The 23,598-nt window shown below is 70.7% G+C and carries 22 protein-coding genes and 2 tRNA genes; 14 read left to right on the plus strand and 10 right to left on the minus strand.

Features of this window, described 5'->3' with window-relative positions; genetic code table 11:
- The first annotated feature begins 30 nt into the window (after positions 1 to 30).
- From gyrA to AB0H53_RS04220, 5 genes are all read left to right on the plus strand, one after another.
- Positions 31 to 2,709 (plus strand): DNA gyrase subunit A, encoded by a 2,679-nt coding sequence (gene gyrA / locus AB0H53_RS04200; RefSeq protein ID WP_362106845.1) that lies wholly within the window; start codon positions 31 to 33, stop codon positions 2,707 to 2,709.
- A gap of 3 nt (positions 2,710 to 2,712) precedes the next feature.
- Entirely contained in the window at positions 2,713 to 3,360 is a 648-nt protein-coding gene (locus AB0H53_RS04205) for a DUF3566 domain-containing protein (protein WP_362106848.1), read from the plus strand.
- Positions 3,361 to 3,421: 61 nt separating this feature from the next.
- Positions 3,422 to 3,495, plus strand: a tRNA-Ile gene (locus AB0H53_RS04210).
- Between the two features lie 161 nt (positions 3,496 to 3,656).
- Positions 3,657 to 3,791 carry a DLW-39 family protein gene (locus AB0H53_RS04215; RefSeq protein WP_003958712.1) on the plus strand — a complete coding sequence of 45 codons (135 nt, stop codon included), beginning with the start codon at positions 3,657 to 3,659 and terminating at the stop codon, positions 3,789 to 3,791.
- A 213-nt stretch (positions 3,792 to 4,004) separates the two neighbouring features.
- A complete protein-coding gene (locus AB0H53_RS04220) occupies positions 4,005 to 5,324 on the plus strand; it encodes a hypothetical protein (protein ID WP_362106851.1) in 1,320 nt (439 codons plus the stop codon).
- 5 nt (positions 5,325 to 5,329) lie between these two features.
- Here the strand turns inward: AB0H53_RS04220 and AB0H53_RS04225 are convergent, their stop codons facing one another.
- Both AB0H53_RS04225 and AB0H53_RS04230 read right to left on the minus strand, forming a co-directional pair.
- Positions 5,330 to 6,784 (minus strand): serine/threonine-protein kinase, encoded by a 1,455-nt coding sequence (locus AB0H53_RS04225; RefSeq protein WP_362106854.1) that lies wholly within the window; start codon positions 6,782 to 6,784, stop codon positions 5,330 to 5,332.
- Positions 6,785 to 6,842: 58 nt separating this feature from the next.
- Complete coding sequence (locus AB0H53_RS04230; RefSeq protein ID WP_362106857.1) at positions 6,843 to 7,391, minus strand: DNA-binding protein; 549 nt, start codon at positions 7,389 to 7,391, stop codon at positions 6,843 to 6,845.
- A gap of 172 nt (positions 7,392 to 7,563) precedes the next feature.
- Between AB0H53_RS04230 and AB0H53_RS04235 the strand changes: the two genes are divergently transcribed.
- A tRNA-Ala gene (locus AB0H53_RS04235) sits at positions 7,564 to 7,636 on the plus strand.
- Positions 7,637 to 7,865: 229 nt separating this feature from the next.
- Complete coding sequence (locus AB0H53_RS04240; protein WP_362106860.1) at positions 7,866 to 8,192, plus strand: DUF6344 domain-containing protein; 327 nt, start codon at positions 7,866 to 7,868, stop codon at positions 8,190 to 8,192.
- Between the two features lie 67 nt (positions 8,193 to 8,259).
- Here the strand turns inward: AB0H53_RS04240 and AB0H53_RS04245 are convergent, their stop codons facing one another.
- A complete protein-coding gene (locus AB0H53_RS04245; RefSeq protein WP_362106863.1) occupies positions 8,260 to 9,009 on the minus strand; it encodes a DUF5324 family protein in 750 nt (249 codons plus the stop codon).
- Between the two features lie 267 nt (positions 9,010 to 9,276).
- Between AB0H53_RS04245 and AB0H53_RS04250 the strand changes: the two genes are divergently transcribed.
- Positions 9,277 to 9,810 (plus strand): peptidylprolyl isomerase, encoded by a 534-nt coding sequence (locus AB0H53_RS04250; RefSeq protein WP_362106866.1) that lies wholly within the window; start codon positions 9,277 to 9,279, stop codon positions 9,808 to 9,810.
- Between the two features lie 161 nt (positions 9,811 to 9,971).
- On the plus strand, positions 9,972 to 10,829 hold the full coding sequence (locus tag AB0H53_RS04255) for a rhomboid family intramembrane serine protease (protein WP_362106869.1): 858 nt from the start codon (positions 9,972 to 9,974) through the stop codon (positions 10,827 to 10,829).
- Positions 10,830 to 11,110: 281 nt separating this feature from the next.
- Here AB0H53_RS04255 and crgA read toward each other — a convergent pair whose 3' ends face one another.
- Positions 11,111 to 11,368 (minus strand): cell division protein CrgA, encoded by a 258-nt coding sequence (gene crgA, locus AB0H53_RS04260; RefSeq protein ID WP_362106872.1) that lies wholly within the window; start codon positions 11,366 to 11,368, stop codon positions 11,111 to 11,113.
- A gap of 141 nt (positions 11,369 to 11,509) precedes the next feature.
- Here crgA and AB0H53_RS04265 point away from each other — a divergent pair, with 141 nt between their 5' ends.
- From AB0H53_RS04265 to AB0H53_RS04285, 5 genes are all read left to right on the plus strand, one after another.
- On the plus strand, positions 11,510 to 12,280 hold the full coding sequence (locus tag AB0H53_RS04265) for a DUF881 domain-containing protein (RefSeq protein WP_362106875.1): 771 nt from the start codon (positions 11,510 to 11,512) through the stop codon (positions 12,278 to 12,280).
- Between the two features lie 166 nt (positions 12,281 to 12,446).
- A complete protein-coding gene (locus tag AB0H53_RS04270; protein WP_189549781.1) occupies positions 12,447 to 12,608 on the plus strand; it encodes a hypothetical protein in 162 nt (53 codons plus the stop codon).
- Positions 12,605 to 13,243, plus strand: coding sequence for an aminodeoxychorismate/anthranilate synthase component II (locus tag AB0H53_RS04275; protein ID WP_362106878.1), 639 nt, complete (start codon positions 12,605 to 12,607; stop codon positions 13,241 to 13,243). Before AB0H53_RS04270 ends, AB0H53_RS04275 begins: the two co-directional genes overlap by 4 nt.
- Complete coding sequence (locus AB0H53_RS04280) at positions 13,240 to 14,373, plus strand: class E sortase (RefSeq protein WP_362106881.1); 1,134 nt, start codon at positions 13,240 to 13,242, stop codon at positions 14,371 to 14,373. The genes AB0H53_RS04275 and AB0H53_RS04280 overlap by 4 nt, the downstream gene beginning before the upstream one ends.
- 25 nt (positions 14,374 to 14,398) lie before the next feature.
- Positions 14,399 to 15,076, plus strand: coding sequence for a class E sortase (locus AB0H53_RS04285; protein WP_362106884.1), 678 nt, complete (start codon positions 14,399 to 14,401; stop codon positions 15,074 to 15,076).
- A 145-nt stretch (positions 15,077 to 15,221) separates the two neighbouring features.
- Here the strand turns inward: AB0H53_RS04285 and pknB are convergent, their stop codons facing one another.
- From pknB to AB0H53_RS04315, 6 genes are all read right to left on the minus strand, one after another.
- Positions 15,222 to 17,240, minus strand: coding sequence for a Stk1 family PASTA domain-containing Ser/Thr kinase (pknB, locus tag AB0H53_RS04290; protein WP_362106887.1), 2,019 nt, complete (start codon positions 17,238 to 17,240; stop codon positions 15,222 to 15,224).
- A gap of 158 nt (positions 17,241 to 17,398) precedes the next feature.
- A complete protein-coding gene (locus AB0H53_RS04295; RefSeq protein ID WP_362106890.1) occupies positions 17,399 to 18,859 on the minus strand; it encodes a penicillin-binding transpeptidase domain-containing protein in 1,461 nt (486 codons plus the stop codon).
- Positions 18,856 to 20,286: an FtsW/RodA/SpoVE family cell cycle protein gene (locus AB0H53_RS04300; protein WP_362106892.1), complete on the minus strand. Its 1,431-nt coding sequence runs from the start codon at positions 20,284 to 20,286 to the stop codon at positions 18,856 to 18,858. Before AB0H53_RS04300 ends, AB0H53_RS04295 begins: the two co-directional genes overlap by 4 nt.
- Before the next feature lie 27 nt (positions 20,287 to 20,313).
- On the minus strand, positions 20,314 to 21,837 hold the full coding sequence (locus tag AB0H53_RS04305; protein WP_362106894.1) for a Stp1/IreP family PP2C-type Ser/Thr phosphatase: 1,524 nt from the start codon (positions 21,835 to 21,837) through the stop codon (positions 20,314 to 20,316).
- 159 nt (positions 21,838 to 21,996) lie between these two features.
- Positions 21,997 to 22,506, minus strand: a complete 510-nt coding sequence (locus tag AB0H53_RS04310; RefSeq protein WP_362106897.1) for an FHA domain-containing protein — start codon at positions 22,504 to 22,506, stop codon at positions 21,997 to 21,999.
- A 10-nt stretch (positions 22,507 to 22,516) separates the two neighbouring features.
- A complete protein-coding gene (locus AB0H53_RS04315; protein WP_362106900.1) occupies positions 22,517 to 23,362 on the minus strand; it encodes a DUF3662 and FHA domain-containing protein in 846 nt (281 codons plus the stop codon).
- Between the last annotated feature and the right edge of the window lie 236 nt (positions 23,363 to 23,598).

A 23,598-nucleotide genomic window follows, 5' to 3' on the forward strand; every position in this document is an offset into this window, starting at 1 on the left:
CTGACCGTACGAAAGGACTGAAGACCAGCAATGGCCGACGAGAACACTCCTGCCACCGTCACGCCCGAAGAGGAGCCCCCCGTCCCCGGTGTGGGCATGCGCGTCGAGCCCGTCGGGCTCGAGACCGAGATGCAGCGCTCGTACCTCGACTACGCGATGTCCGTCATCGTGTCGCGCGCGCTGCCGGACGTGCGCGACGGTCTCAAGCCCGTCCACCGCCGCGTGCTGTACGCGATGTACGACGGCGGCTACCGGCCCGAGAAGGGCTTCTACAAGTGCGCCCGCGTCGTCGGTGACGTCATGGGCACGTACCACCCGCACGGCGACTCCTCGATCTACGACGCCCTGGTCCGCCTGGCCCAGCACTGGTCGATGCGCATGCCGCTGGTGGACTCCAACGGCAACTTCGGCTCCCCGGGCAACGACCCGGCGGCCGCCATGCGGTACACCGAGTGCAAGATGATGCCGCTGGCCATGGAGATGCTCCGGGACATCGACGAGGAGACCGTCGACTTCACGGACAACTACGACGGCCGCAACCAGGAGCCGACGGTCCTGCCGGCCAGGTTCCCCAACCTGCTGGTCAACGGCTCGGCCGGTATCGCGGTCGGCATGGCGACCAACATCCCGCCGCACAACCTGCGCGAGGTCGCGGCCGGCGCGCAGTGGGCGCTGGAGCACCCGGAGGCCAGCCACGAGGAGCTCCTGGACGCGCTGATCGAGCGCATCAAGGGCCCCGACTTCCCCACCGGTGCCCTGGTCGTGGGCCGCAAGGGCATCGAGGAGGCGTACCGCACCGGCCGCGGCTCCATCACGATGCGCGCGGTGGTCGAGGTCGAGGAGATCCAGAACCGCCAGTGCCTGGTGGTCACCGAGCTGCCCTACCAGGTCAACCCGGACAACCTCGCCCAGAAGATCGCCGACCTGGTCAAGGACGGCAAGATCGGCGGCATTGCCGACGTGCGCGACGAGACCTCCTCGCGCACCGGCCAGCGGCTGGTGATCGTCCTCAAGCGGGACGCGGTCGCCAAGGTCGTGCTGAACAACCTCTACAAGCACACCGACCTCCAGACCAACTTCGGCGCCAATATGCTCGCCCTGGTCGACGGGGTGCCGCGCACGCTCTCGCTGGACGCGTTCATCCGCCACTGGGTGACGCACCAGATCGAGGTCATCGTCCGGCGTACCAAGTTCCGCCTGCGCAAGGCCGAGGAGCGCGCGCACATCCTGCGCGGTCTGCTCAAGGCGCTGGACGCGATCGACGAGGTCATCGCGCTGATCCGGCGCAGCGACACCGTGGAGATCGCGCGCGAGGGCCTGATGGGCCTGCTCCGGATCGACGAGATCCAGGCCAACGCCATCCTCGAGATGCAGCTGCGCCGGCTGGCCGCGCTGGAGCGCCAGAAGATCGTCGCCGAGCACGACGAGCTCCAGGAGAAGATCAACGAGTACAACCAGATCCTGGCCTCCGAGTCGCGCCAGCGCCGGATCGTGAGCGAGGAACTGGCGGCGCTGGTCGAGAAGTACGGTGACGACCGCCGCAGCAAGCTGGTGCCCTTCGACGGCGACATGTCCATCGAGGACCTGATCGCCGAGGAGGACATCGTCGTCACCATCACGCGTGGCGGCTATGTGAAGCGTACGAAGACCGTCGACTACCGCTCGCAGAAGCGCGGCGGCAAGGGCGTACGCGGGACGAAGCTCAAGGAAGACGACATCGTCGACCACTTCTTCGTGTCCACGACCCACCACTGGCTGCTGTTCTTCACCAACAAGGGCCGGGTCTACCGCGCCAAGGCGTACGAGCTGCCCGACGCCGGCCGGGACGCCCGCGGCCAGCACGTAGCCAACCTGCTGGCCTTCCAGCCGGACGAGAAGATCGCCGAGATCCTGGCGATCCGCGACTACGAGGCGGTGCCGTACCTGGTGCTGGCCACCAAGGCCGGCCTGGTGAAGAAGACCCCGCTGAAGGACTACGACTCGCCGCGCTCCGGCGGTGTCATCGCGATCAACCTCCGGGGGATGGAGGACGGCAGCGACGACGAGCTGATCGGCGCCGAGCTGGTCTCCGCCGAGGACGACCTGCTGCTGATCAGCAAGAAGGCGCAGTCCATCCGGTTCACCGCGACGGACGAGGCGCTGCGCCCGATGGGCCGGGCGACATCCGGGGTCAAGGGGATGAGCTTCCGCGAAGGGGACGAACTCCTCTCGATGAATGTGGTGCGGCCAGGTACGTTCGTGTTCACCGCGACGGACGGCGGGTACGCCAAGCGGACCGCCGTCGACGAGTACCGCGTCCAGGGGCGTGGCGGTCTGGGCATCAAGGCTGCGAAGATCGTCGAGGACCGCGGTTCGCTCGTCGGCGCGCTGGTGGTGGAGGAGAGCGACGAGATCCTCGCCATCACGCTGTCCGGCGGTGTGATTCGCACGCGAGTCAGTGAAGTCAGGGAGACGGGCCGTGACACCATGGGCGTCCAGCTGATCAACCTTGGCAAGCGCGACGCCGTCGTCGGTATCGCCCGCAACGCCGAGGCCGGTGCCGAGGCCGAAGAGGTCGAAGGCGCCGACGCGTTGGAAGCGACGGAGGAGACCGAGGGTACGGAAGGTACCGGAGGTCTCGCAGGGACCGGGGACGCCGCCACGGTGGGCGGCGCCGCGGCTGATGCCGCCGAGGACACGGAGTCCTCGGCCGGGGAGCACGAGGAGTAGATCGTGAGTGGAGCCACGGGCGCCGGATCGGCCGCTTCCGGAGCGAACGGTGCCCGTGGCCCTGCCACGGACTCCCAGGGGGTAACGGTGACCACGTACGAGGACGGCCCGCTGCCGGGCAAGCGTCCCAAGTCCACCAAGGCGGACCAGCCTTACCACCCGCCGCAGGCGTACACCGGCAAGGACGGTGCCACGGCCACGGCCGCCGGCCCGGCGTCCGCCGGGGGTACGGACGCGTCCGCGGTGCGCCTGCCCCGCACGGGCGCGAAGACGATGCCCCGGACGCGCAAGGCCCGGCTGCGGGTGGCCAAGGCCGATCCGTGGTCGGTGATGAAGGTGAGCTTCCTGCTCTCCATCGCGCTGGGCATCTGCTCGGTGGTGGCGGCGGCGGTGCTGTGGATGGTCATGGACGCGATGGGCGTCTTCTCGGCGGTCGGCGGCACCATCAGCGATGCCACCGGGTCGCACGAGGGCAACGGTTTCGACATCCAGTCGTTCCTGTCGCTGCCGCGCGTGCTGATCTTCACCTCGGTGATCGCGGTGATCGATGTGGTGCTGGCCACCGCCCTGGCGACGCTCGGTGCCTTCATCTACAACCTGTCCGCCGGATTCGTGGGTGGCGTGGAGCTCACCCTCGCCGAGGACGAGTGACCTGGATTTTGGTACTCGACGCCCTGTGCGCTAATCTTCAGAGGTCAGCGCGCAGCGCGGAGGGGCTATAGCTCAGTTGGTTAGAGCGCATCCCTGATAAGGATGAGGCCACAGGTTCAAATCCTGTTAGCCCCACAGTGACACGATCGGCCCGGACGGAGACTCTCCGTCCGGGCCGATCGCGTTCTCCGGGAGGGTGCCCGCTGGGTGGGACGTAGGTCACCGATCGGTATCGGTCGGTGTGTATAGTCGGGCGCCAGAAGGTCTCCTACGTCAAGGAAAGACGAGGTCGCGCGGTGAAGAAGCTCCTCCTGGTCGCACTGGCCGCCATCGGCGGGCTCCTCGTGTACCGCCAGATCCAGGCGGATCGCGCCGAGCAGGATCTGTGGACGGAGGCGACCGACTCCGTGCCCGCAGGTTCGGGTGTGTGAGACGGAAAAGTCTGCCGACAGGCCCCGGCCGCTGAGAAGCGGCCGGGGCCTCGTGCTGTCCGGGCCGCCGCCCGTCGGCCATCCCCTTCACCATCGCGAATAAAAAGATCGCATTCGCGAAGTCCGGTATTCGGCTGTCCCTGCGGACAGCGCGCGGCGGGCGCGGCAGGATGGACCGGCTGTGTACGGCAACCCGCGGACGAGGGGGAGCGCGTGAGCAGGCGGCGGAGGCTCCGGTGGGGCACGGGGACGCTCACGACCCTGGCGTTGTGCGCCGGGGCGGTGGGCGGGGCGGCGGGGGACGACGGTTCGTACGCGTACGCCTTCGCCGAGGACATCCGCCCCGTGCGCGGGGCCGCCGCCACCGGTGACGCGCCCCGGCTGGCGGCGGACGCCACGTACCGGGACTCCCTCGGCGTTGGCGGCAGGCTGGTCTACCGCGTGGACCTGGCCGCCGACAGGCACGCCTATGTTTCCGCCGTGGCCGTTCCCGGGCAGGGCGCCACGGTCTCCTTCGCGGACGGCCTCAAGGTGTCCCTGCGGGACGCGGGCGGCGTCGTCTGCGGAGCCGGCGAGTCCCGGTTCGGCGCTGCCGCCTTCCCCAGGCCGCTGGCCGCCTACGCGCACCGGACGCTGGGCACCGGAGCCCCGTCGTGCCAGCGGTCCGGTCCCCATTACGTGGTCGTGGAGCGCGGTTCCGGGGGCGGCGCGGGCGCCGCGCCGTGGGCGCTGGAGCTCCGGCACGTACATGAGCCGAGGCTCAGGAACACCTCCCCGCCCGGCACTTGGTCCGGTGCCGCCCCGACCGCCCCGGGAGGCCCGGCGGACGGTACGGACGCGGGGGACGCGGCAGGACCGTCCGGGGCGACGGCCCCGGTCGGCCCGGCCCCGGCCGGGAGCGCGAGCGAACGGAGCGGCGGCAGCGGCTTCTCCGACGCGCCCGCGCTGGCCGGCGGTCTGTGGACGGATCGTGTCGAGCCCGGCCGCTCCCGCTTCTACCGGGTGCCGGTGGACTGGGGGCAGCGGATCTCCGCCGGCGTGGACCTGGCCGGCTCACCGGGCGGCCGGGGCTTCGTGCGAGGCGCGCTCTCCCTGACCCTGTACAACCCGGCGCGGGGACCCGTCGGCGGCGACGACTCACTGTCGTACGACGGGCGGCGCGGATCGGCCGTGATCGACCCCCTGCCACCGGTGCGCTACGAGAACCGGTTCGCGCCGGGCCCGAAGGAGTCGGGCATGCGGTTCGCGGGCTGGTACTACCTGCGGGTCAGCCTCAGCCCCCAGGTGGGCCCGCGCTTCGGCGACAAGCCGTACGGACTGACCCTGCGGATCTGGGTGAGCGGTACGCCGGGGGCGGCGCCCCCGTACGACGGCCCGGCCGGCATCTTCGCCGTCGGGCGGGAGGACGGTGGCGCGGGACCGGGGGACGGCGCCATGCGGGTCGTCGCGGCGGCCGGGATCGGGACGGGAGCGGCCCTGGTCGTCGGGCTGGCCGTGTGGACCCTGCTGGCCCGCAGGCGCCCGGCCCGGTAGCGGGTTCACATCCGCAGCAGCGCCCAGATGCCGACCGCGAAGCAGACGAGCGCGACGAACAGCACCGGGAGCGCGACCTGCGGGGGCGGCCCCGGACGGCCGTGGCGGACGGGAGGAGCGGGCGGAGCGGCGGGCCGGGGAGCGCCGGCGGTGTACTGCCGGGTGGGAGCGGCTTCGTACGGCACCGGGGCGGCCGGCCAGATGGCGGCGGGCGGCCCGGAGACGTACCCGGGCGCGGGGCCGCCAGGCGCGGCCGGGTGCCCGGGGAGCGGTGGCGGCGTGGCCTCGGGGCGGCCGGGGGACGGGGCCGGGCCTGCTGGAGCGGCAGGGCCGGCGGGCGCCCCGGCCGCCGTCGCCGCGCCCGCGGGACCATCGGGGCGGCCATGGGGGCCGGGAGCGCCGGAGCCGTCCGCGGACCCGCCGGGAGCCCGCGGGCCTGCCGGAGCGGCGGGGGCGGCGGGGACTGTCGGGCCTGCCGTGCCGGTCGGGCCTGCCGTGCCGGTCGCGTCTGCCGTGCCTGCCACGCGTCTCGGGCCTCCCCGGCCTTCTCGGCCTGCCCGCTCTTCCGGGCCTACCCGCCCTTCCGGGCCTTGCGGGCCGAAGCCCACGGGGAGCGGCCCGAGTTGGTCGAAGATCTCGACGGGTTCGTCGTCGAACAGCGGTTCCGGCAGCAGTTCCATCGCCCCCACCAGCGCCTTGCGCGCCCCGGTGGCCGTGCGGAAACGTGCCTGCGGGTCCGGTTGCAGCAGGCCCGCGAGAACCTGCCACAGCGGCTCGGGGACGCCCTGCGGCGGACCCGGTGTGCCGTGCGCGGCGAAGTGCTCCACCAGGGCCTGGGCGTCCGGCTTCCGGCCCCGCAGCAGATACAGCCCCACCAGGCCGACCGCGAACAGGTCGGCGGGGAAGTCCGGTTCGGCCCCCCATAACTGTTCGGGTGCGAAGTAGCCGGGCGTACCCACCACATGGTCGGTCTCGGTCAGCCGCGGTTCGCCCTTGCGCAGGGAGATGCCGAAGTCGGACAGTCGCAAATGCGGCCGTCCGGTCCCGGTCGCCTCCAGCAGTACGTTGGCCGGTTTGATGTCCCGGTGCACCACCCCCTCCGCGTGCACGGCGGCCAGGCCGGACAGCAGCTGGTCGAGGAGAACGCCCACGAACCGGGGCGGCAGGGGGCCGTAGTCACCGATCACATGGGCGAGCGACCCACCGCTCACCAGGTCCATGGTGAACAGCACCTTCTCGTCGTCGGCCGCCCAGCTCGCCGGGGCCAGGACGTGCGGGTGGTCGATCCTCAGCGCCTGTTCGCGCACGAACCGCAGCAGCGTGTGCGCGTCGCTCTGCTGGAGGACCTTGGCCGCCACGTACCGGTGCCGGCGGTGGTCCCAGGCCCGCCAGACGGCCCCGACACCGCCCCGCCCGACCGGGTCCACGAGTTCGTACCGTCCAGCGAAGACCTCACCCATTGCCCGCGCCCGCTCCCAGTCCCCTGGTTCCTGGCCCCGTGCCGGCGTCACACCGCGATCAGCTCTGGTGCGACTCGTAGTGCGCGACGGCGTCGGCGGTGCGCCCCGCCCCGTACACCCGGAGGAACTCTGCCAGCTCGGGGTGGGTGGGGGCGAGGGAATCGGCCGCGTCGATGATGTCACCGGCCGCCGCCACCGATCGCAGCAGCGACTGGATCTCGCGGACCACCCGCCGTACCGTCGGCGCGCCCGAACTGGCGGTGGTCTGGCTGGTGCCGGTGAGCACCGAGCCACCCTGCGACTTCTTGATCTCGTCCATCCGCGCGGTGGCCTCGACGGCGCTGACGCTGCCGTCGGCGACCTGGCTCGCCAGCTCCTGGAGGGCCTGCACGCGCTGCACCACGGCGGGGTTGCCGATCTTGGCCCGCTGGCCGCTCATCAACTGGGAGAGCATCGGAGCCGACAGCCCCAGCACTGCCGCGAGGCGTGCCTGGTTCAGGCCCAGATCATCGATGAGCCGACGGAAGAGCGCACCCAGCGGCTCCCCGTACCAACTGCGCTGGAGCTCTCTGGCTCTGGCAGTCGCTTCCTGCTGTGCAGCATCCATGTGCGTCTCCCCATCGCTTCGGTTCGCTGCTGCGAACCTCGCCAGCATCTTACGGAGAGTGGTCGCCACCCGGGAGTCCCCATACTTTTTGCGGTGCACCCCCCGTCACCCGGTACTCTGGTCTGCGGCAGCGGCCGGACGCGATCATCGCCCTGGCCGTCGCTCCCGTCCCGGGGCCTTAGCTCAGTTGGTAGAGCGCTGTCTTTGCATGGCAGATGTCAGGGGTTCGACTCCCCTAGGCTCCACACGTGAGGCCCCTCCGACCTGTGGGAACAGGATCGGAGGGGCCTCTTGTCGTCGGTGCGGGGCCCGGGTCGGGCCCGCCGGGAGGGGGCCCGCGGGGGCCACGGCTGGGCCGGACGGGTGGTGTTCATCGGACGATCTGCCGGGAGGCTGCGTCATTGCGCCGAATCCCGAGATGCGTACACATCATGAGAAAGGTATGCAGATCGCTCAACCCGAAAGCGAGGGGCCATGGCCGCCGCCGACAAGGTCAAGCAGTTCCGGACCGCCGTCATCTCCGTTCTGTCCGCGCTCCTCGGCTTCCTCGGCCTGACGCGCCCCTCCGCCGGCTCCCCCGCCGTCCCCGCCGCTGCCGGGACGCCGTCCGTGCCCGCCCTGCCGGCGCAGCCGGTCCACGCCGCGGCGGTACGCGACCGGGCCCTGCCACCCACGATCAAGCAGCGCATCCGCGCCGAGGCGCACGGGGCCTCCCCCTCGGTGCGGCACCTGCCCGCCGCCGCTCCCATGGACGGCGACCCGGCCGATCGCCCGGACGACCTCGCGCTCGCGGCAGCGTAGAGCGCCGGGAGCTCTCAGCTCTCCCGGCGCTCCACCGCCTGACGCGGCTAGCGGTCCACCCCGGTGGTCAGGGGCGGTCCTCGCGGTCGACGGACTCGGCGTCCGCCTCGGCCTCGGCCTGCTTGGCCTCCACCTCGGGGTCGAGCACACCCTCGGCGTCGAGGGGTGCCTTGCCGGTGCTGTCGACGGTGCCCTCGACGGAGGTCCCGTCGACCGAGGTCAGCGGGGCGGCCTCGGAGACCTCGGTGGGAGCGGGGGGCTCGACCAGCCAGTCCGGGTTGGCCTGCTTGTCCCACCACTTCCACGCGGCGTAGGCGCCACCGGCGACCACACCGAGGACCAGCAGGCCCTTGCTGAAGCGACCGGCCCTGGCGCGGCGTTGCCGCTTCCTGACGATCTTCTCGATGTCCTTCACCGTCACCGCGCCGCGCAGCGCGGCCACGGCGGCGGTCGAACGGGCGACCGCCTCCTCCCGCACGGGCTGGGCGGCCGCGACCGCCTGCTCCACCCGGGGCACGGTGTAGTCGGCCGCCTGGCGCGCGGCCCTGCGGGTACGGACCACGGCCCGGTGGGCGGCCTGGTCGACCTTCGGCGGCACATGTGGCGCGAGACGGGTGTCGTACTGCACGCGGGCCTGGGTACGGGCCTGCTGGGCGGCCTGCGAGACCTTCGGCGCGAGCTTCGCGCGCGCCTCCTGGGCGTAGTGCGCGGCCTGTTCCTTCGCCGTACCGGCGTAGGGCGCCACCACTTCCGCGGCGTGCAGCACGCTGTCCTTCGCCGAGCCGGTCGCGGCGCGCACGCTGTCCATGCGGGTCACGGCATCCTCCTCCTCGGTGGCGGGGTCGGTATTCGCCTTTCCGCCCCTTTCGAAATCATGCCTGCCGACACGTCCGTCGGCATGCGCGAGCGGGCATCCGGGGCACATCCGTGGTCAATGCGGTGTGCAAGGGGCGCTTGTGGACGACAATGCCACGGTTCGCCTCGCCGCGCGCCGCTTCGGCGCGGACCGGTCCGCCTCGATCCCGGGCCGGGGCTTCCGTGCGAGGATCAACAGACGTCAGAGCAGACTCACGGAAGGCACATCGTGGCCGAGCAGCTTTACGCCACCCTGAAGACCAACCGGGGCGACATCGAGATCCGGCTCCTGCCGAACCACGCCCCCAAGACGGTGAAGAACTTCGTCGAGCTGGCCACCGGCGAGCGCGAGTGGACCCACCCCGCGACCGGCCAGAAGACCACGGAGCCGCTGTACAACGGCACGGTCTTCCACCGGGTCATCAGCGGCTTCATGATCCAGGGTGGCGACCCGCTGGGCAACGGGACGGGCGGCCCGGGCTACGAGTTCGGTGACGAGTTCCACCCGGAGCTGTCCTTCAACAAGCCGTACCTGCTGGCCATGGCCAACGCCGGCCCGGCCACCAACGGCTCGCAGTTCTTCATCACCGTCTCGCCGACCACCTGGCTGACCGGCAAGCACACCATCTTCGGCGAGGTGGCCGGCGAGGCCGGCAGGAAGGTCGTGGACGCCATCGCGGGCACCCAGACCAACCCGCGCACCGACCGCCCGGTCCAGGACGTGGTCATCGAGTCCGTCGTGATCGAGACCCGCCAGGGCTGAGCCGCCGGGGCTGAGCCGCCGGGGCTGAGCCGCCGGGGCTGAGCCGCCAGGGCCGTGCCGCCTGGGCGTGCCCCCGGGGAACTTTCTGCCCCGCCCGTCCTTTAAGGATGGGCGGGGCGTCGCGTTGGCCACGCCCGCGCCCAGGACGACGAGGGGATCCCATGGAGCAGGTGCCGAGCTGCTACCGCCACCCCGCTGTGGAGACCGGCGTCCGCTGCACCCGGTGCGAGCGGCCGATCTGCCCGGACTGCATGGTGGAGGCGTCGGTCGGCTTCCAGTGCCCGGAGTGCGTCCGGAGCGGCTCCGGTACGGGACACTCCGCCGGCGCGTCCCGGCCCAGGACGATCGCCGGTGGCACCATCACGGGCGGTGACCCGCAGCTGGTGACCAAGATCCTCATCGGCGTCAATCTGGCCGTCTTCCTGGCCGTGCTCGCCGACCCGGGGCTCGTGGTGCGGCTGGGCCTGGTCGGGCTGCGGTTCGACGGCTCGGCGGGGGACTTCGTCGGGGTCGCGGACGGCCAGTGGTACCGGTTGCTGACCTCGATGTTCCTGCACCAGGCGGTGTGGCACGTCGGCTTCAACATGCTCGGTGTGTGGTGGCTGGGCGGGCCGCTGGAGGCGGCCCTGGGGCGGGCGCGCTATCTGGCGCTGTACCTGCTGTCCGGACTGGCGGGCAGTGCCCTGACCTATCTGCTCGCCCCGGTGTACGGCTTCTCACTGGGCGCCTCGGGCGCCGTCTTCGGCCTGCTGGGCGCCACCGTGGTGCTGGTGCGCCGGCTGAAGTACGACATGCGGCCCGTCATGGCGTTGCTCGTGCTGAACCTGGTCCTGACCTTCTTCTGGGCGAACATCGCCTGGCAGGCGCACATCGGCGGGCTGATCGCCGGTGCCGTCCTCGGGTACGGGATGATCGGCGGCCCGCGCGAACGGCGGGCGGTCACCCAGTGGGCGGCTGGTGGCCTGGTACTGGTGTTGACGGTGCTGACCGTCGTTGTGAGGACCGCCGCGCTCAGCTGAGCGAAAGCTTTCCCCATGGTTGTCCACAGTGTGTGGCCAATCCTGCGCACCAGGTGCGCCCTTCCGGGGGAACAACTGTGCCCCTTGCCACTGACCTGGGGTTTTCCCGGGCGGACAAGGGGCGTGGCGGTTCGCGTTCAGCGGGTCGCCGCAGTCACATCGGCGTCAACACGATGCGAGTTATCCACAGATCGTCTGACCTTTTCCACCTCTGTGCACAACGCTGTGGATAACTCAGGGCAGGGCTTGCCGGGATCCGATCGTCGTCGACCGGTTCGCGGCTACTTCCACTGCGTGGAAACGCCGAACCCGCCCGCGATGAAGCCGAAGCCGACCACGATGTTCCAGTTCTTGAGCGACTGGACGGGCAGCGTGCCATCGGTGACGTAGAACACCACGATCCAGGCCAGCCCGATGGCGAACAGCGCCAACATCACCGGCGCCACCCAGCTCCGGTTGGTGAGCTTGATGGCGGTCGCCTGCTTCGCGGCCGGCGGCGGCGTGAAGTCGGCCTTCTTGCGGATACGTGACTTCGGCACGAGGGACTCTCCTGTCGATGCGCTGCGTGACCGCGCAGGGAACTGTGGCTGGGGCCGGGGCTGGGCGCGAGGGGGACCACTGCCTCGCCCGGGCGTCCGTTAGCGTAGTGCTTCCGCGGCGCTGAAGGAGATAAGGGTACGTTGAGCAATTCCGCCGACTCGCTCCCGGAGCCCGCCCGGCACAGCAGGTGGCGGCCCGGACGGGTGCTCACCGCTGCCGTTTTCGCCCTGGCCGGGCTGATCTTCGTGACCAGTTTCAACACCGCCCGGGGCACCAACATCCGTACGGACGACTCGCTGTTGAAGCTGTCCGACCTGATCCGCGAGCGCAGCCAGAAGAACGCCGAGCTGGACGAGACCACGGCGGCGGTGCGCGACGAGGTCGACGCCCTCGCCCGGCGCGACGACGGCTCCACCAAGGCCGAGGACGCCGAGCTGGCCGCCCTGGAGAAGGCGGCGGGCACCACCGAGGTCGCCGGCCAGGGCCTCACCGTCACGCTCAACGACGCCCCGGTGGGCGCCCGGGCCGCGCCCGGCTATCCCGAGCCGCAGGCCAACGACCTGGTGATCCACCAGCAGGATCTCCAGGCCGTCGTCAACGCCCTGTGGAAGGGCGGCGCCAAGGGCATCAAGGTCATGGACCAACGGCTGATCTCCACCAGCGCGGTGCGCTGCGTGGGCAACACCCTGATCCTCCAGGGCCGCGTCTACTCACCGCCGTACCGGATCACGGCCGTCGGCGACCGCGGGAAGCTCCAGCGGGCGCTCAACGGCTCCACGGCGGTGCAGAACTACCTGCTGTACGTGAAGGCGTACGGGCTCGGCTGGAAGGTCGACGAGCAGGACGGGGTGACCCTCCCCGGCTACTCGGGCACGGTGGACCTGCATCACGCGAAGCCCGTGAGCGACTGACTCGCCGGGGCCCGGCCACCGGGTACCGGCGGGCGGGGACGGGCCGGTGAGGACCGGCCGCGGGGGCGGGGGCACCGGCTTTCCACAGCTGACCCGCCCCGGCGGCATCGCCCCTTAGTCTGGTGGCGGTACCGAAGGGACCTCGTGGGAAGGATCGGCGGACGTCATGTACGGCTGGATCTGGCGGCATCTGCCGGGCAACGCGTGGGTGCGGGCGCTCATTTCGCTCGTCCTGGCCCTCGCGGTGGTCTACGTGCTGTTCCAGTATGTGTTCCCCTGGGCGGAGCCCCTGCTTCCGTTCAACGATGTGACGGTGGACGGTCAGTGAGCGCACGCATTCTCGTCGTCGACAACTACGACAGCTTCGTCTTCAACCTGGTCCAGTACCTGTACCAGCTCGGCGCCGAGTGCGAGGTCCGGCGCAACGACGAGGTCGAGCTGGGCCACGCGCAGGACGGCTTCGACGGCGTCCTGCTCTCCCCCGGCCCCGGGACGCCCGAGGAGGCCGGGATCTGCGTCGACATGGTGCGGCACTGCGCCGACACCGGTGTGCCCGTCTTCGGGGTGTGCCTGGGCATGCAGTCCATGGCGGTGGCGTACGGCGGGGTGGTGGACCGCGCTCCCGAGCTGCTGCACGGCAAGACCTCCCGGGTGGTCCACGAGGGCGGGGGTGTCTTCACCGGGCTGCCGTCGCCCTTCACGGCGACCCGCTACCACTCGCTGGCCGCCGAGCCGGCGGACGTGCCGGACGTACTGGAGGTCACCGCCCGCACCGAGGACGGCATCATCATGGGGCTGCGCCACCGGGAACGGGCCGTGGAAGGGGTGCAGTTCCACCCCGAGTCGGTGCTCACCGAGCACGGGCACCTGATGCTGGCGAACTGGCTGGAACAGTGCGGTGACACCGGGGCGGTCGGCCGAGCGGCGGGGCTCGCACCGGTGGTGGGCAAGGCTGTCGCGTGACCGACGCGCGCCCGGAGCAGGACGCGGGGGCGGGGGCGGCCTCCGGGCGGCACGGCTCGCCCTGGTTCCGGGCGGCGAACCTGCCGGAACAGGAGCCCGAGCTTCCGAACCCCGCGGTCCCGGTGGCGCCCGGACCCTGGCCGGCCCGGCCGGCGGGCCGGGCGCCCCGGCCCCCGGGCGCGACCGGGCCGGCGTCCGCGCCCGCACCGGCCGACGACGAGACCATGGCCCTTCGGGCGGACACCGCACGGCGCACCGGTGCCGGCGGGCCCCAGCCGCCCACCGGGGGCCGCGCCGAGCGCCGCAAGGCCGCCAAGGCGCGTGGTCGCGGCCGCCGCCGGCGCACCGCCTCCCCGCCCCCGGCCGGGGTGGAGCCCGCCCGCCGGCACGCCGCGGGCCGGCCCGCCGCCGCGGCGCCCCTCTCCCGGGTCGAGGCCCGGCGCGCCGCCCGCGCCCGCAAGGACAGCGCCGGCGTCGTCGCCAGCAGGGTCGTCGGGGAGCTGTTCATCACCTTCGGCCTGGTGATGCTGCTCTTCGTCACGTACCAGCTCTGGTGGACGAACGTCCGCGCCGGCTTCCAGAGCGACCGGGCCAAGAGCCAGATCGAGGACGCCTGGGCACACGGCCGGAAACCGGATGCCTTCGAACCGGGACAGGGCTTCGCGATCATGTACATCCCCAAGCTCGATGTCGTCGTGCCGATCGCCGAGGGCATCGACAAGGAGAAGGTCCTCGACCGGGGCATGGTCGGCCACTACGCCGAGCCACCGCTGAAGACCGCGATGCCCTCCGACGAGCGGGGCAACTTCGCGGTCGCCGGGCACCGCAACACCCACGGCGAGCCGTTCCGGTACATCAACACGCTGTCGCCCGGTGACCCGATCGTGGTCGAGACGCAGGACACGTACTACACGTACGAGATGACCGGGCTCCTGCCGCAGACCGTGCCGTCGAACGTCTCGGTGATCCAGCCCGTACCGGAGGGTTCCGGTTTCACCGGGCCCGGCCGGTACATCACCCTGACGACCTGCACGCCCGAGTTCACCAGTACCTACCGCATGATCGTGTGGGGCAAGATGGTCGAGGAACGCCCGCGCAGCAAGGGGAAACCGGACGCGCTCGTAGGCTGAGACACCTCCAGACGGGACAGATGCAGTGGCACGTGCGCGCAGCCGGATCGCCGGCGTCATCAGTGTCTTCGGCGAGCTGCTGATCACCACCGGAGTGCTGCTCGGCCTGTTCGTCGTCTACTCGCTGTGGTGGACCAACGTCCTGGCCGACCGTGAGGCCGACAAGCAGGGCGACGAGGTGCGGCACACCTGGGCCGCCTCCGGTCCCGGCGCGCTCGACACCAAGGACGGCATCGGCTTCCTCCACGTACCGGCGATGAAGAACGGCGAGGTGCTGGTCAAGCGGGGCACCGACCCCGACATCCTCAACCACGGTGTCGCCGGCTACTACACCGACCCGGTCGCCTCCGCCCTGCCCTCCGACAAGCGGGGCAACTTCTCACTGGCCGCCCACCGGGACGGGCACGGGGCGAAGTTCCACAACATCCACCGGCTGAGGAACGGCGACGCGATCGTCTTCGAGACCAAGGACACCTGGTACGTCTACAAGGTCTACAAGACGCTTCCCGAGACCTCGAAGTTCAACGTGCGCGTCCTGGACCCGGTCCCCAAGGAGTCCGGCAGGACCGGGCCCGGCCGCTACATCACGCTGACCACCTGCACCCCGATGTACACCTCGGACTACCGCTACGTCGTGTGGGGCGAGCTGGAGCGTACGGAGAAGGTGGACGGCCGCCGCACGCCGCCGGCCGAGCTGCGCTAGGGCCCGGACCCCGCGTTCCCGGTACACCCCGGCAGGCGCCGGCGGCCATGCCCGGGGGCCGCTTCCCGGGGCCCGCGCCGTACGGAGAGAGCCCCGGCACCCTGTGGGGTGCTGGGGCTCTCTCGGTGTCCTGCTCCGCGCCGGGTCAGTCCTCGGTACGGAAGGCGATACCGGAGACGCCGCCGAAGAGGCCGCCGTCCTCCTCCCCGGGGTCGCCGTTGTTGCCGTTGCCGTTGCCGTTTCCACCGCCGGCGAAGGTCTTCACGTTGATCGCCTGATTGGGCTGGGCGGCACTGCCCGCCGCCGGGTCCTGCGCGATCACCCGGGCGTTGTCGTCGTTCGGGCCGTCGACATTGCCCAGCTGGAGACCGGCCTGGCCGAGCAGCTGCTTGGCCTGGCCGAGCGGCTGGCCGAACAGGTTGGGTACCTGGGCCTGCTGCTGCGGGCCCTTGGAGACCTGGAGGGTGACCGTGCTGCCCTTGTCGGCCCGCGCGCCGCCCTGCGGGTCCTGGCTCACGACCTCGCCGGCGGGCTTCTCGGAGTCCACATCGGTCCGGTTCACCTGGAAGCCCAGGGTCTTCAGCTGCGCCTCGGCGTTGGCGAACTGGTTGCCGACCACCTGCGGCACACCAGCCTGGATCTTCTTGGACACCGTGATGGTGACCGTGGTCCCCTTCTCGGCCTGGCTGCCGCCCCGCGGGTCCTGGTTGAGGACCTCGCCGGGCTCCTGGTCGGACTCCTCCTGCTTGACCTCCACCTTGAAGCCCTTGGTGGTGAGCAGGTCCTTGGCGCTGTCCTCGGACTTCTCGGTGACGTCCGGGACCTCGACCTTGGGGGCGCCCTCGGAGACCTTGACCTGGATGGTCTCGCCCTCGTTGAGCGTGCCGGAGGCCGGGTCCTGGGAACAGATGGCGTTCTTTGGCTGGCCGCAGGGCTCCGCGCCCGCGCTCACGACCTTCAGGCCCACGTCCTGGGCGTCCCGCTGGGCCTCGCCGAGGGGCTTGCCGACCAGCTGTGGCACATCGACCTGACGCGGTCCGTCGTCCCCGGTGTCCCCGAAGACGGCCTTGCCGATCAGGACCGCGCCGACCAGTACGAGAATGCCCGCCAGGACCAGCAGGATCGTCGAGAGGTTCGACTTGTTCTGCCGGCGCCGGTCCGGGCGGTCGTCGTAGCCGTAGCCGCCGTCGTCCGCGTTGACCGGCGGGAGCATGGACGTCTGCCCGGCCGGGTCCGCGTGGCGCAGCGCGGTGGTCGGCTGCTCCTCCGGCGGGTACCCGCCGCCGTAGCCGGCCACGCCCATCGCCGCGGTCGCCGCGACCGGCTGACCGTCCAGACACGCCTCGATGTCGGCGCGCATCTCGTCGGCCGACTGGTAGCGGTAGTCCGGGTCCTTGACCAGCGCCTTCAGGACGATGGCGTCCATCTCGGGGGTGATCTCGGCGTCGAAGTTGCTGGGCGGCTGCGGCTCCTCACGGACATGCTGGTACGCCACCGCGACCGGCGAGTCGCCCACGAACGGCGGGCGGACCGTCAGCAGCTCGTAGAGCAGACAGCCCGTGGAGTACAGGTCGGACCGGGCGTCGACCTGCTCGCCCTTGGCCTGCTCCGGGGAGAGGTACTGCGCGGTGCCGATCACCGCCGAGGTCTGCGTCATCGTCATGCCCGCGTCGCCCATGGCGCGCGCGATGCCGAAGTCCATGACCTTGACCTGGCCGGTGCGGGTCAGCATGACGTTGGCCGGCTTGATGTCACGGTGGACGATGCCGGCGCGGTGCGAGTACTCCAGGGCCTGGAGGATGCCGACCGTCATCTCCAGCGTACGTTCGGGAAGCAGCTTGCGGCCGGAGTGCAGCAGCTCACGCAGAGTGGACCCGTCGACGTACTCCATCACGATGTACGGGATGGAGATGCTGTCGACGTAGTCCTCGCCGGTGTCGTACACCGCGACGATCGCCGGGTGGTTGAGCGAGGCGGCGGACTGGGCCTCACGGCGGAACCGGGCCTGGAAGGACGGGTCCCGGGCGAGGTCGGCCCGCAGCGTCTTCACGGCGACGGTGCGGCCGAGCCGGGTGTCGTGGGCGAGATAGACCTCGGCCATGCCACCGCGGCCGAGCACCGAACCCAGCTCGTACCGGCCGCCGAGGCGACGCGGCTCTTCCATAACTGTTCCAGCCCTCTCCGTCAGTCCCGACCGCACCCATCCGTGTGGTCCGGCGGTGTGCTGTTCGCGCATACGCTACCGGCCGCGGAAAGCCGATCAGACCGCGACCGCCACCTGATACCCGACCGGTACACGTGCGGGGCCGCCGCTTCCCGCGATCACTTCCTGCTGTCGAGCACCGCCTTCATCACGTCCCGGGCGATCGGGCCCGCGAGACCGCCACCACTGATGTCGTCACGGGTCGCGTCGGAGTCCTCCACGATCACCGCGACGGCGACCGGGGAGCCGCTGTCGGTCTTGGCGTAGGAGATGAACCAGGCGTAGGGGCGGGCCTTGTTCTTCTCACCGTGCTGGGCCGTACCGGTCTTGCCGCCCACCTTGACGCCGTCGATCCGGGCCTTCTTGCCGGTGCCGTTCTCGACGACGTTCTCCATCATCTGCTGGACGAGCTGCGCGGTCTTCGGGGAGATCGGACGGCTCATCTCCTCCGGCTCGTTCTTCTGGAGCACATCGAGGTTGGGCGACCGCAGCTCGTCGATCATGTACGGCTTCATCAGCTTGCCGTCGTTGGCGATCGCCGCCGTGACCATGGCCATCTGGAGCGGGGTGGTCGCGGTGTTGAACTGGCCGATGGAGGACAGCGCGTTGCCGGGGCGGTCCATCGTCTTGTCGTAGGCGGACGCGGCCGCGCGGACCGGGGTGTCGATCTCCGCGTTGTTGAAGCCGAACTTCTCGGCCATCTTCACCATGTTGTCGCGGCCGACCTGGTCACCCAGCCGGGCGAAGACCGAGTTGCAGGAGACCTCCAGCGCCTTGTTCAGGCTGGCCTTCTCGCAGCCCTCGGCGTGGTTGACCATCGGTGTGCGGGTGTTGGGCAGTATGTACGGCTCGGGCGTGTCCGTCTGCGCGTTGATGTCGCTGACCACGCCGTACTCCAGGGCCGCCGCCGCGGTGACCACCTTGAAGGTCGAGCCGGGCGGGTAGATCTCGCGCAGCGCGCGGTTCAGCTTCGGCTTGTCCTTGTCCTTCTCCAGCGCCACCCAGGCCTTCTCGTCCTTGGCGCTGTACCCGGCGAAGGTGGAGGGGTCGTACGAGGGGGTCGAGGCGAGCGCCAGGATCTTGCCGGTCGCCGGGTCGATGGCCGCGACGGCGCCCTTCTTGTCGCCCAGACCCTTGAAGGCGGCCTTCTGCGCGGCGCCGTTGAGGGTGGTGACGACGTCGCCGCCCTTCTTGGAGTCACCGGTGAACATGGACGTGGTCCGGTCGAAGAAGAGCCGGTCGTCGTTGCCGGTGAGGATGCCGTCCTCGAGCTTCTCGATCTGGTTGGCGTCGTACGCCTGCGACGCGTAACCGGTGACCGGTGCCCACATGGGGCCGTTGATGTAGGTGCGCTTGTACTTGTAGAAGGGGTCCTTGGAGTCGACCGAGCCGGTGATCGGCTTGCCGTCCACGATGATGTTGCCGCGCACGCTGGCGTACCGCTCGATGGTGACCCGCTTGTTGCGCTCGTGCGTGGCGAGCTCATTGGCGCGGACGTACTGGATCCAGTTGTCCCGCAGGAGCAGGGCCAGGACGAGCAGGCCGCAGAAGATCGCGATATGGCGCAGGGGCTTGTTCACGGTCGGACCACCTGGGTCATCTCGGCGTCGGGGTTCGGGGCGGGAGACGGCGCGGGACGGCGCGCGGTGTCGCTGATCCGGAGCAGGATGGCGATCAGGGCCCAGTTCGCGATCACGGAGGAACCGCCGTAGGCGAGGAAGGGCATGGTCATGCCGGTCAGCGGGATGAGGCCCATGACGCCGCCGGCCACGACGAAGATCTGGAGGCCGAAGGCGCCGGACAGGCCGGTCGCCAGGAGCTTGCCGAACGGGTCGCGGGCGGCGAGCGCCGTGCGGATGCCCCGCTCGACGATCAGCGCGTACAGCAGCAGGAAGGCCATCACGCCGGCCAGGCCGAGCTCCTCGCCGACGGTGGCGAAGATGAAGTCGGAGTTGGCGGCGAAGCCGATGAGGTCGGAGTTGCCCTGGCCCAGCCCGGCACCCAGGGTGCCGCCCGAACCGAAGGACATCAGCACCTGGGACATCTGGTCGCAGGCGGCGGCCATGTTGGAGCCCTCGGGGGCCGTCTTCAGGCACCCGAAGGGGTCGAGCCAGGCGGCGACGCGGGACTGGACGTGGCTGGCGAACGAGCCGACGACGACCGCTCCGCCCACCGCCATCAGCAGACCCATGACGATCCAGCTGGTCCGCTCGGTCGCCACGTACAGCATGATCACGAACATGCCGAAGAACAGCAGCGACGTACCGAGGTCGTTCTCGAAGACCAGGATGAGCAGGCTCACGGCCCAGATGGTGAGGATCGGGCCCAGGTCACGGCCACGGGGCAGGTACAGCCCCAGGAAACGGCGGCTGGCCAGGGCGAGCGCGTCGCGCTTCACCATCAGGTAGCCGGAGAAGAACACCGCGATGACGATCTTCGCGAACTCACCGGGCTGGATGGAGAACGGACCGACCTTGATCCAGATCTTGGCGCCGAAGACGTCGGAGCCGAGACCGGGCACCAGGGGGAGCAGCAGCAGGATGATCGCCGCCACCATCGAGATGTACGTGTAGCGCTGCAGGACGCGGTGGTCCTTCAGGAACACCAGCACCAGCAGAAACAGTGCGACACCGATCGCCGAGTACATCAGCTGCTTGGGCGCGTCCGGGCTGAAGGTGGCGTACCGCGAGATGATGCGCGGCGACTGGTCCAGGCGCCAGATCAGCACCAGGCCGAGGCCGTTGAGCAGCGTCGCCAGCGGCAGCAGGATCGGATCGGCGTACTTCGCGAACCTGCGCACCAGCAGGTGCGCGATGCCCGCGAGCAGGGCGAGCCCGATGCCGTACCCGAGCATGCCCGCCGGGACCTTGCCGTCGATGGCGAGGCCCACGTTCAGGTAGGCGAACACCGGGATGGCGACGGCGAAGCCGAGCAGCGCCAGCTCGGTGTTGCGGCGGCTCGGTAGATCGATCGCGCCGATGGTGGTCGTGTTGGTGACAACGCTCATGGTGGTGAAAGGCCCCCCTACGGGTGCTTACTGCTTGCCGCAGTTCGAGGCCAGCTTCTGCTCCTCCTCCGAAAGGCTGGGGCCCGGGGAGGGAGTGGCTGCGGTGGTGGTGGCAGTGGGCTTGGGTTCGGACACGAGACCGGTCGTACCGCCGGCCTGGCCCTCACCGGGCGGCGCGGCGGGAGCGCGGTCGGCCGCCTCACGGCGCTGCTCCTGCTTCTTGCAGGCGGAGGCCTGGAGGCCCAGCTCCTGGATCTTGCGCTGGGCCTTGCCGAGGCTGCCGCCCGTGATGGTCTCCCGCACCTGCTTGCGCTGGTAGTCGGGCAGGTACTTGAGTTCGATCTCGGGGTGGTCCTTCTCGACCTTCGAGAGCGAGATCCACGCCAGGTCCTGGCTGATGCCGCGGTAGAGCGCGACATGCTCGTCGTTGGCCCCGACGTAGTACTGCGTCTGCGTCCAGCGGTGGCCGCCGTACAGCCCGCCGCCGACGACGGCCAGCGTGAGGACGATGTAGAACGACCGCTTCAGCCAGGCGCGCCCTTTGCGCGGCTTGGTGAAGTCGTCGTCGGTGTACGCGCCGAAACCGCCTCCGGGCGGCATGCCGTCGTAACCGACCCCGTCGCCGCTGCCGGGCGGGCCGAAGCCGCCGCCGCGCCGGTCCTGGGACGCGCCTTGGGGGGACTGCGGGGCGGCGTGCCGGCCGAGGCCGGCGGCACGGCCCGCCGGGGTCTCCATGGCGCCGCCGTCGTTGAGCTGGATCTGGTTCTCGGCGACCGCGCCGACGACCACCGGGGTGTCGCTGAGCTGGCCGGCGAGGGTGTCGCCGCCGTCGACGTCCAGGACGTCCGCCACGATGACCGTGATGTTGTCCGGTCCGCCGCCGCGCAGCGCGAGCTGGATGAGGTCCTGGACGGTCTGCTGCGGGCCCTGGTAGCTGGCGAGGGTCTCCTCCATCGTCTGGTGGGAGACGACGCCGGACAGGCCGTCGGAGCAGATCAGGTACCGGTCACCGGCGCGGACCTCGCGGATGGACAGGTCCGGCTCGACGTGCTCACCACTGCCCAGCGCGCGCATGAGGAGCGACCTCTGCGGGTGGGTGGTGGCCTCCTCCTCGGTGATGCGGCCCTCGTCGACCAGCCGCTGCACCCAGGTGTGGTCCTGGGTGATCTGGGTCAGGACACCGTCCCGGAGGAGGTACGCCCGGGAGTCGCCGACGTGGACCAGGCCGAGGCGCTGCCCGGTCCACAGCAGGGCGGTCAGGGTGGTCCCCATGCCCTCGAGCTGGGGGTCCTCCTCGACCATCAGCCGGAGCTGGTCGTTGGCCCGCTGGACCGCCGTACCGAGCGAGGTGAGGATGTCGGATCCCGGGACGTCGTCGTCGAGCGTGACGAGCGTGGAGATCACCTCGGAGGAGGCCACCTCACCGGCGGCCTGGCCGCCCATGCCGTCGGCGATCGCGAGCAGACGGGGACCGGCGTAACCGGAGTCCTCGTTGCCCTCGCGGATCATGCCCTTGTGCGATCCGGCGGCGAAGCGCAGTGACAGACTCATGCGCACCTGCCCTGTCGACGCTGCCTCGGGGTACAGCCGGTCTCGAGCCACACTGCCCACCCTCCGGTCGGGAGCCTGTCCCGGCCCGCGACGATCCGCGCCGCGGGCACCGCTGCGGGAATCGCTGCGGCTCGCTCGCTCCGCTCGCTCATTGTCGTACTACTTCCGCAGCTCGATGACGGTCTTGCCGATGCGGATCGGCGCGCCCAGCGGAATCGGTGTCGGGGTGGTGAGCCGGGTCCGGTCGAGATACGTGCCGTTGGTGGACCCGAGATCCTCGACGATCCACTGGCCGTCACGGTCCGGGTAGATCCTGGCATGCCTGCTGGAGGCGTAGTCGTCGTCCAGCACGATCGTGGAGTCGTGCGCACGGCCCAGGGTGATGGTCTGCCCCTGCAGGGCGACCGTGGTGCCCGTGAGGGTCCCTTCTGACACGACCAGTTTGGTCGGCGCGCCGCGCCGCTGTCGGCCGGACTGCTGGCGCTGCTGCGGCGGCGTCGGGGTCTGCCGCGCGCTCTGCTGCGGACGCGCCGCCTCGCGGCGCGAACCGCGCTGCGTGACACGCGTACCGAACAGGTCGCTGCGGATGACCTGGACGGCCACGATGACGAACAGCCACAGTACGGCGAGGAAACCCAACCGCATGACCGTGAGGGTCAGCTCTGACATTGCCCCCGCTTCACCCTTCGGCTTGCCGGTAAACGATGGTGGTACTGCCCACGACGATCCGCGAGCCGTCGCGGAGCGTAGCGCGGGTGGTGTGCTGCCCGTCCACCACGATGCCGTTGGTGGACCCCAGATCCTGGATCGTCGAGGGCGTTCCGGTCCGGATCTCGCAGTGGCGGCGCGATACGCCGGGGTCGTCGATCCGCACGTCGGCTTCGGTGCTTCGGCCCAGCACCAGCGTCGGGCGGGAGATCTGGTGGCGGGTGCCGTTGATCTCGATCCAGCGGCGCACCGGGGCGCCGGGCATGGGGCCAGGAGCGGCCGGCGGGCGGCTCGCTGCGGGCGGACGGTTCGTACCGGGCGGCGGGGCCGCCGGCATGGGAGGCGCGCCGGCCGGAGGGTAACCGTACCCACCGGGACGGCCGCCCGGGGGCGGGCCCGCCGGGGAGGGCCCGGCCGGCGCCTGCGGCGCCGACTGCGACGTACTCGACGCGAGGGTGCGGCTGCGCACCCGGTACAGGCCCGTGTCGAGGTCGTCGGCCTTCTCCAGGTGGACCTTGATGGGGCCCATGAAGGTGTAGCGCTGCTGCTTGGCGTAGTCGCGCACCAGGCCGGACAGCTCGTCGCCGAGCTGGCCCGAATACGGGCTCAGGCGCTCGTAGTCCGGGGCACTCAGCTCGACGATGAAGTCATTGGGGACGACCGTGCGCTCGCGGTTCCAGATCGTCGCGTTGTTGTCGCACTCCCGCTGGAGGGCGCCCGCGATCTCGACGGGCTGCACCTCGGACTTGAAGACCTTGGCGAAGGTGCCGTTGACCAGGCCTTCGAGACGCTGCTCGAACCGCTTCAGGACTCCCATGGGGCACCTCCTCCGTCGTTGCCGTCCTGGTACTGCTTACTGATCGTATCCACGCGTCGGGAAATCGGCTGGTTCCCCTTCTCTGCCCTGTGGATGAGTGTCACCTCTCACAGGGATCGTAGAGGCGTCCCCAGGACAGTGTCCCGCACCCCGGGTGCGGCCCGGCGGACCGGGGGCGGCGGACGGGTCCCGGCCGGTCTCGCGGAGCGGCGGCCGGGAGGGCGCGGGACGGCCGT

Source organism: Streptomyces sp. NPDC050856 (genome assembly GCF_040653855.1).
Lineage (GTDB): Bacteria > Actinomycetota > Actinomycetes > Streptomycetales > Streptomycetaceae > Streptomyces.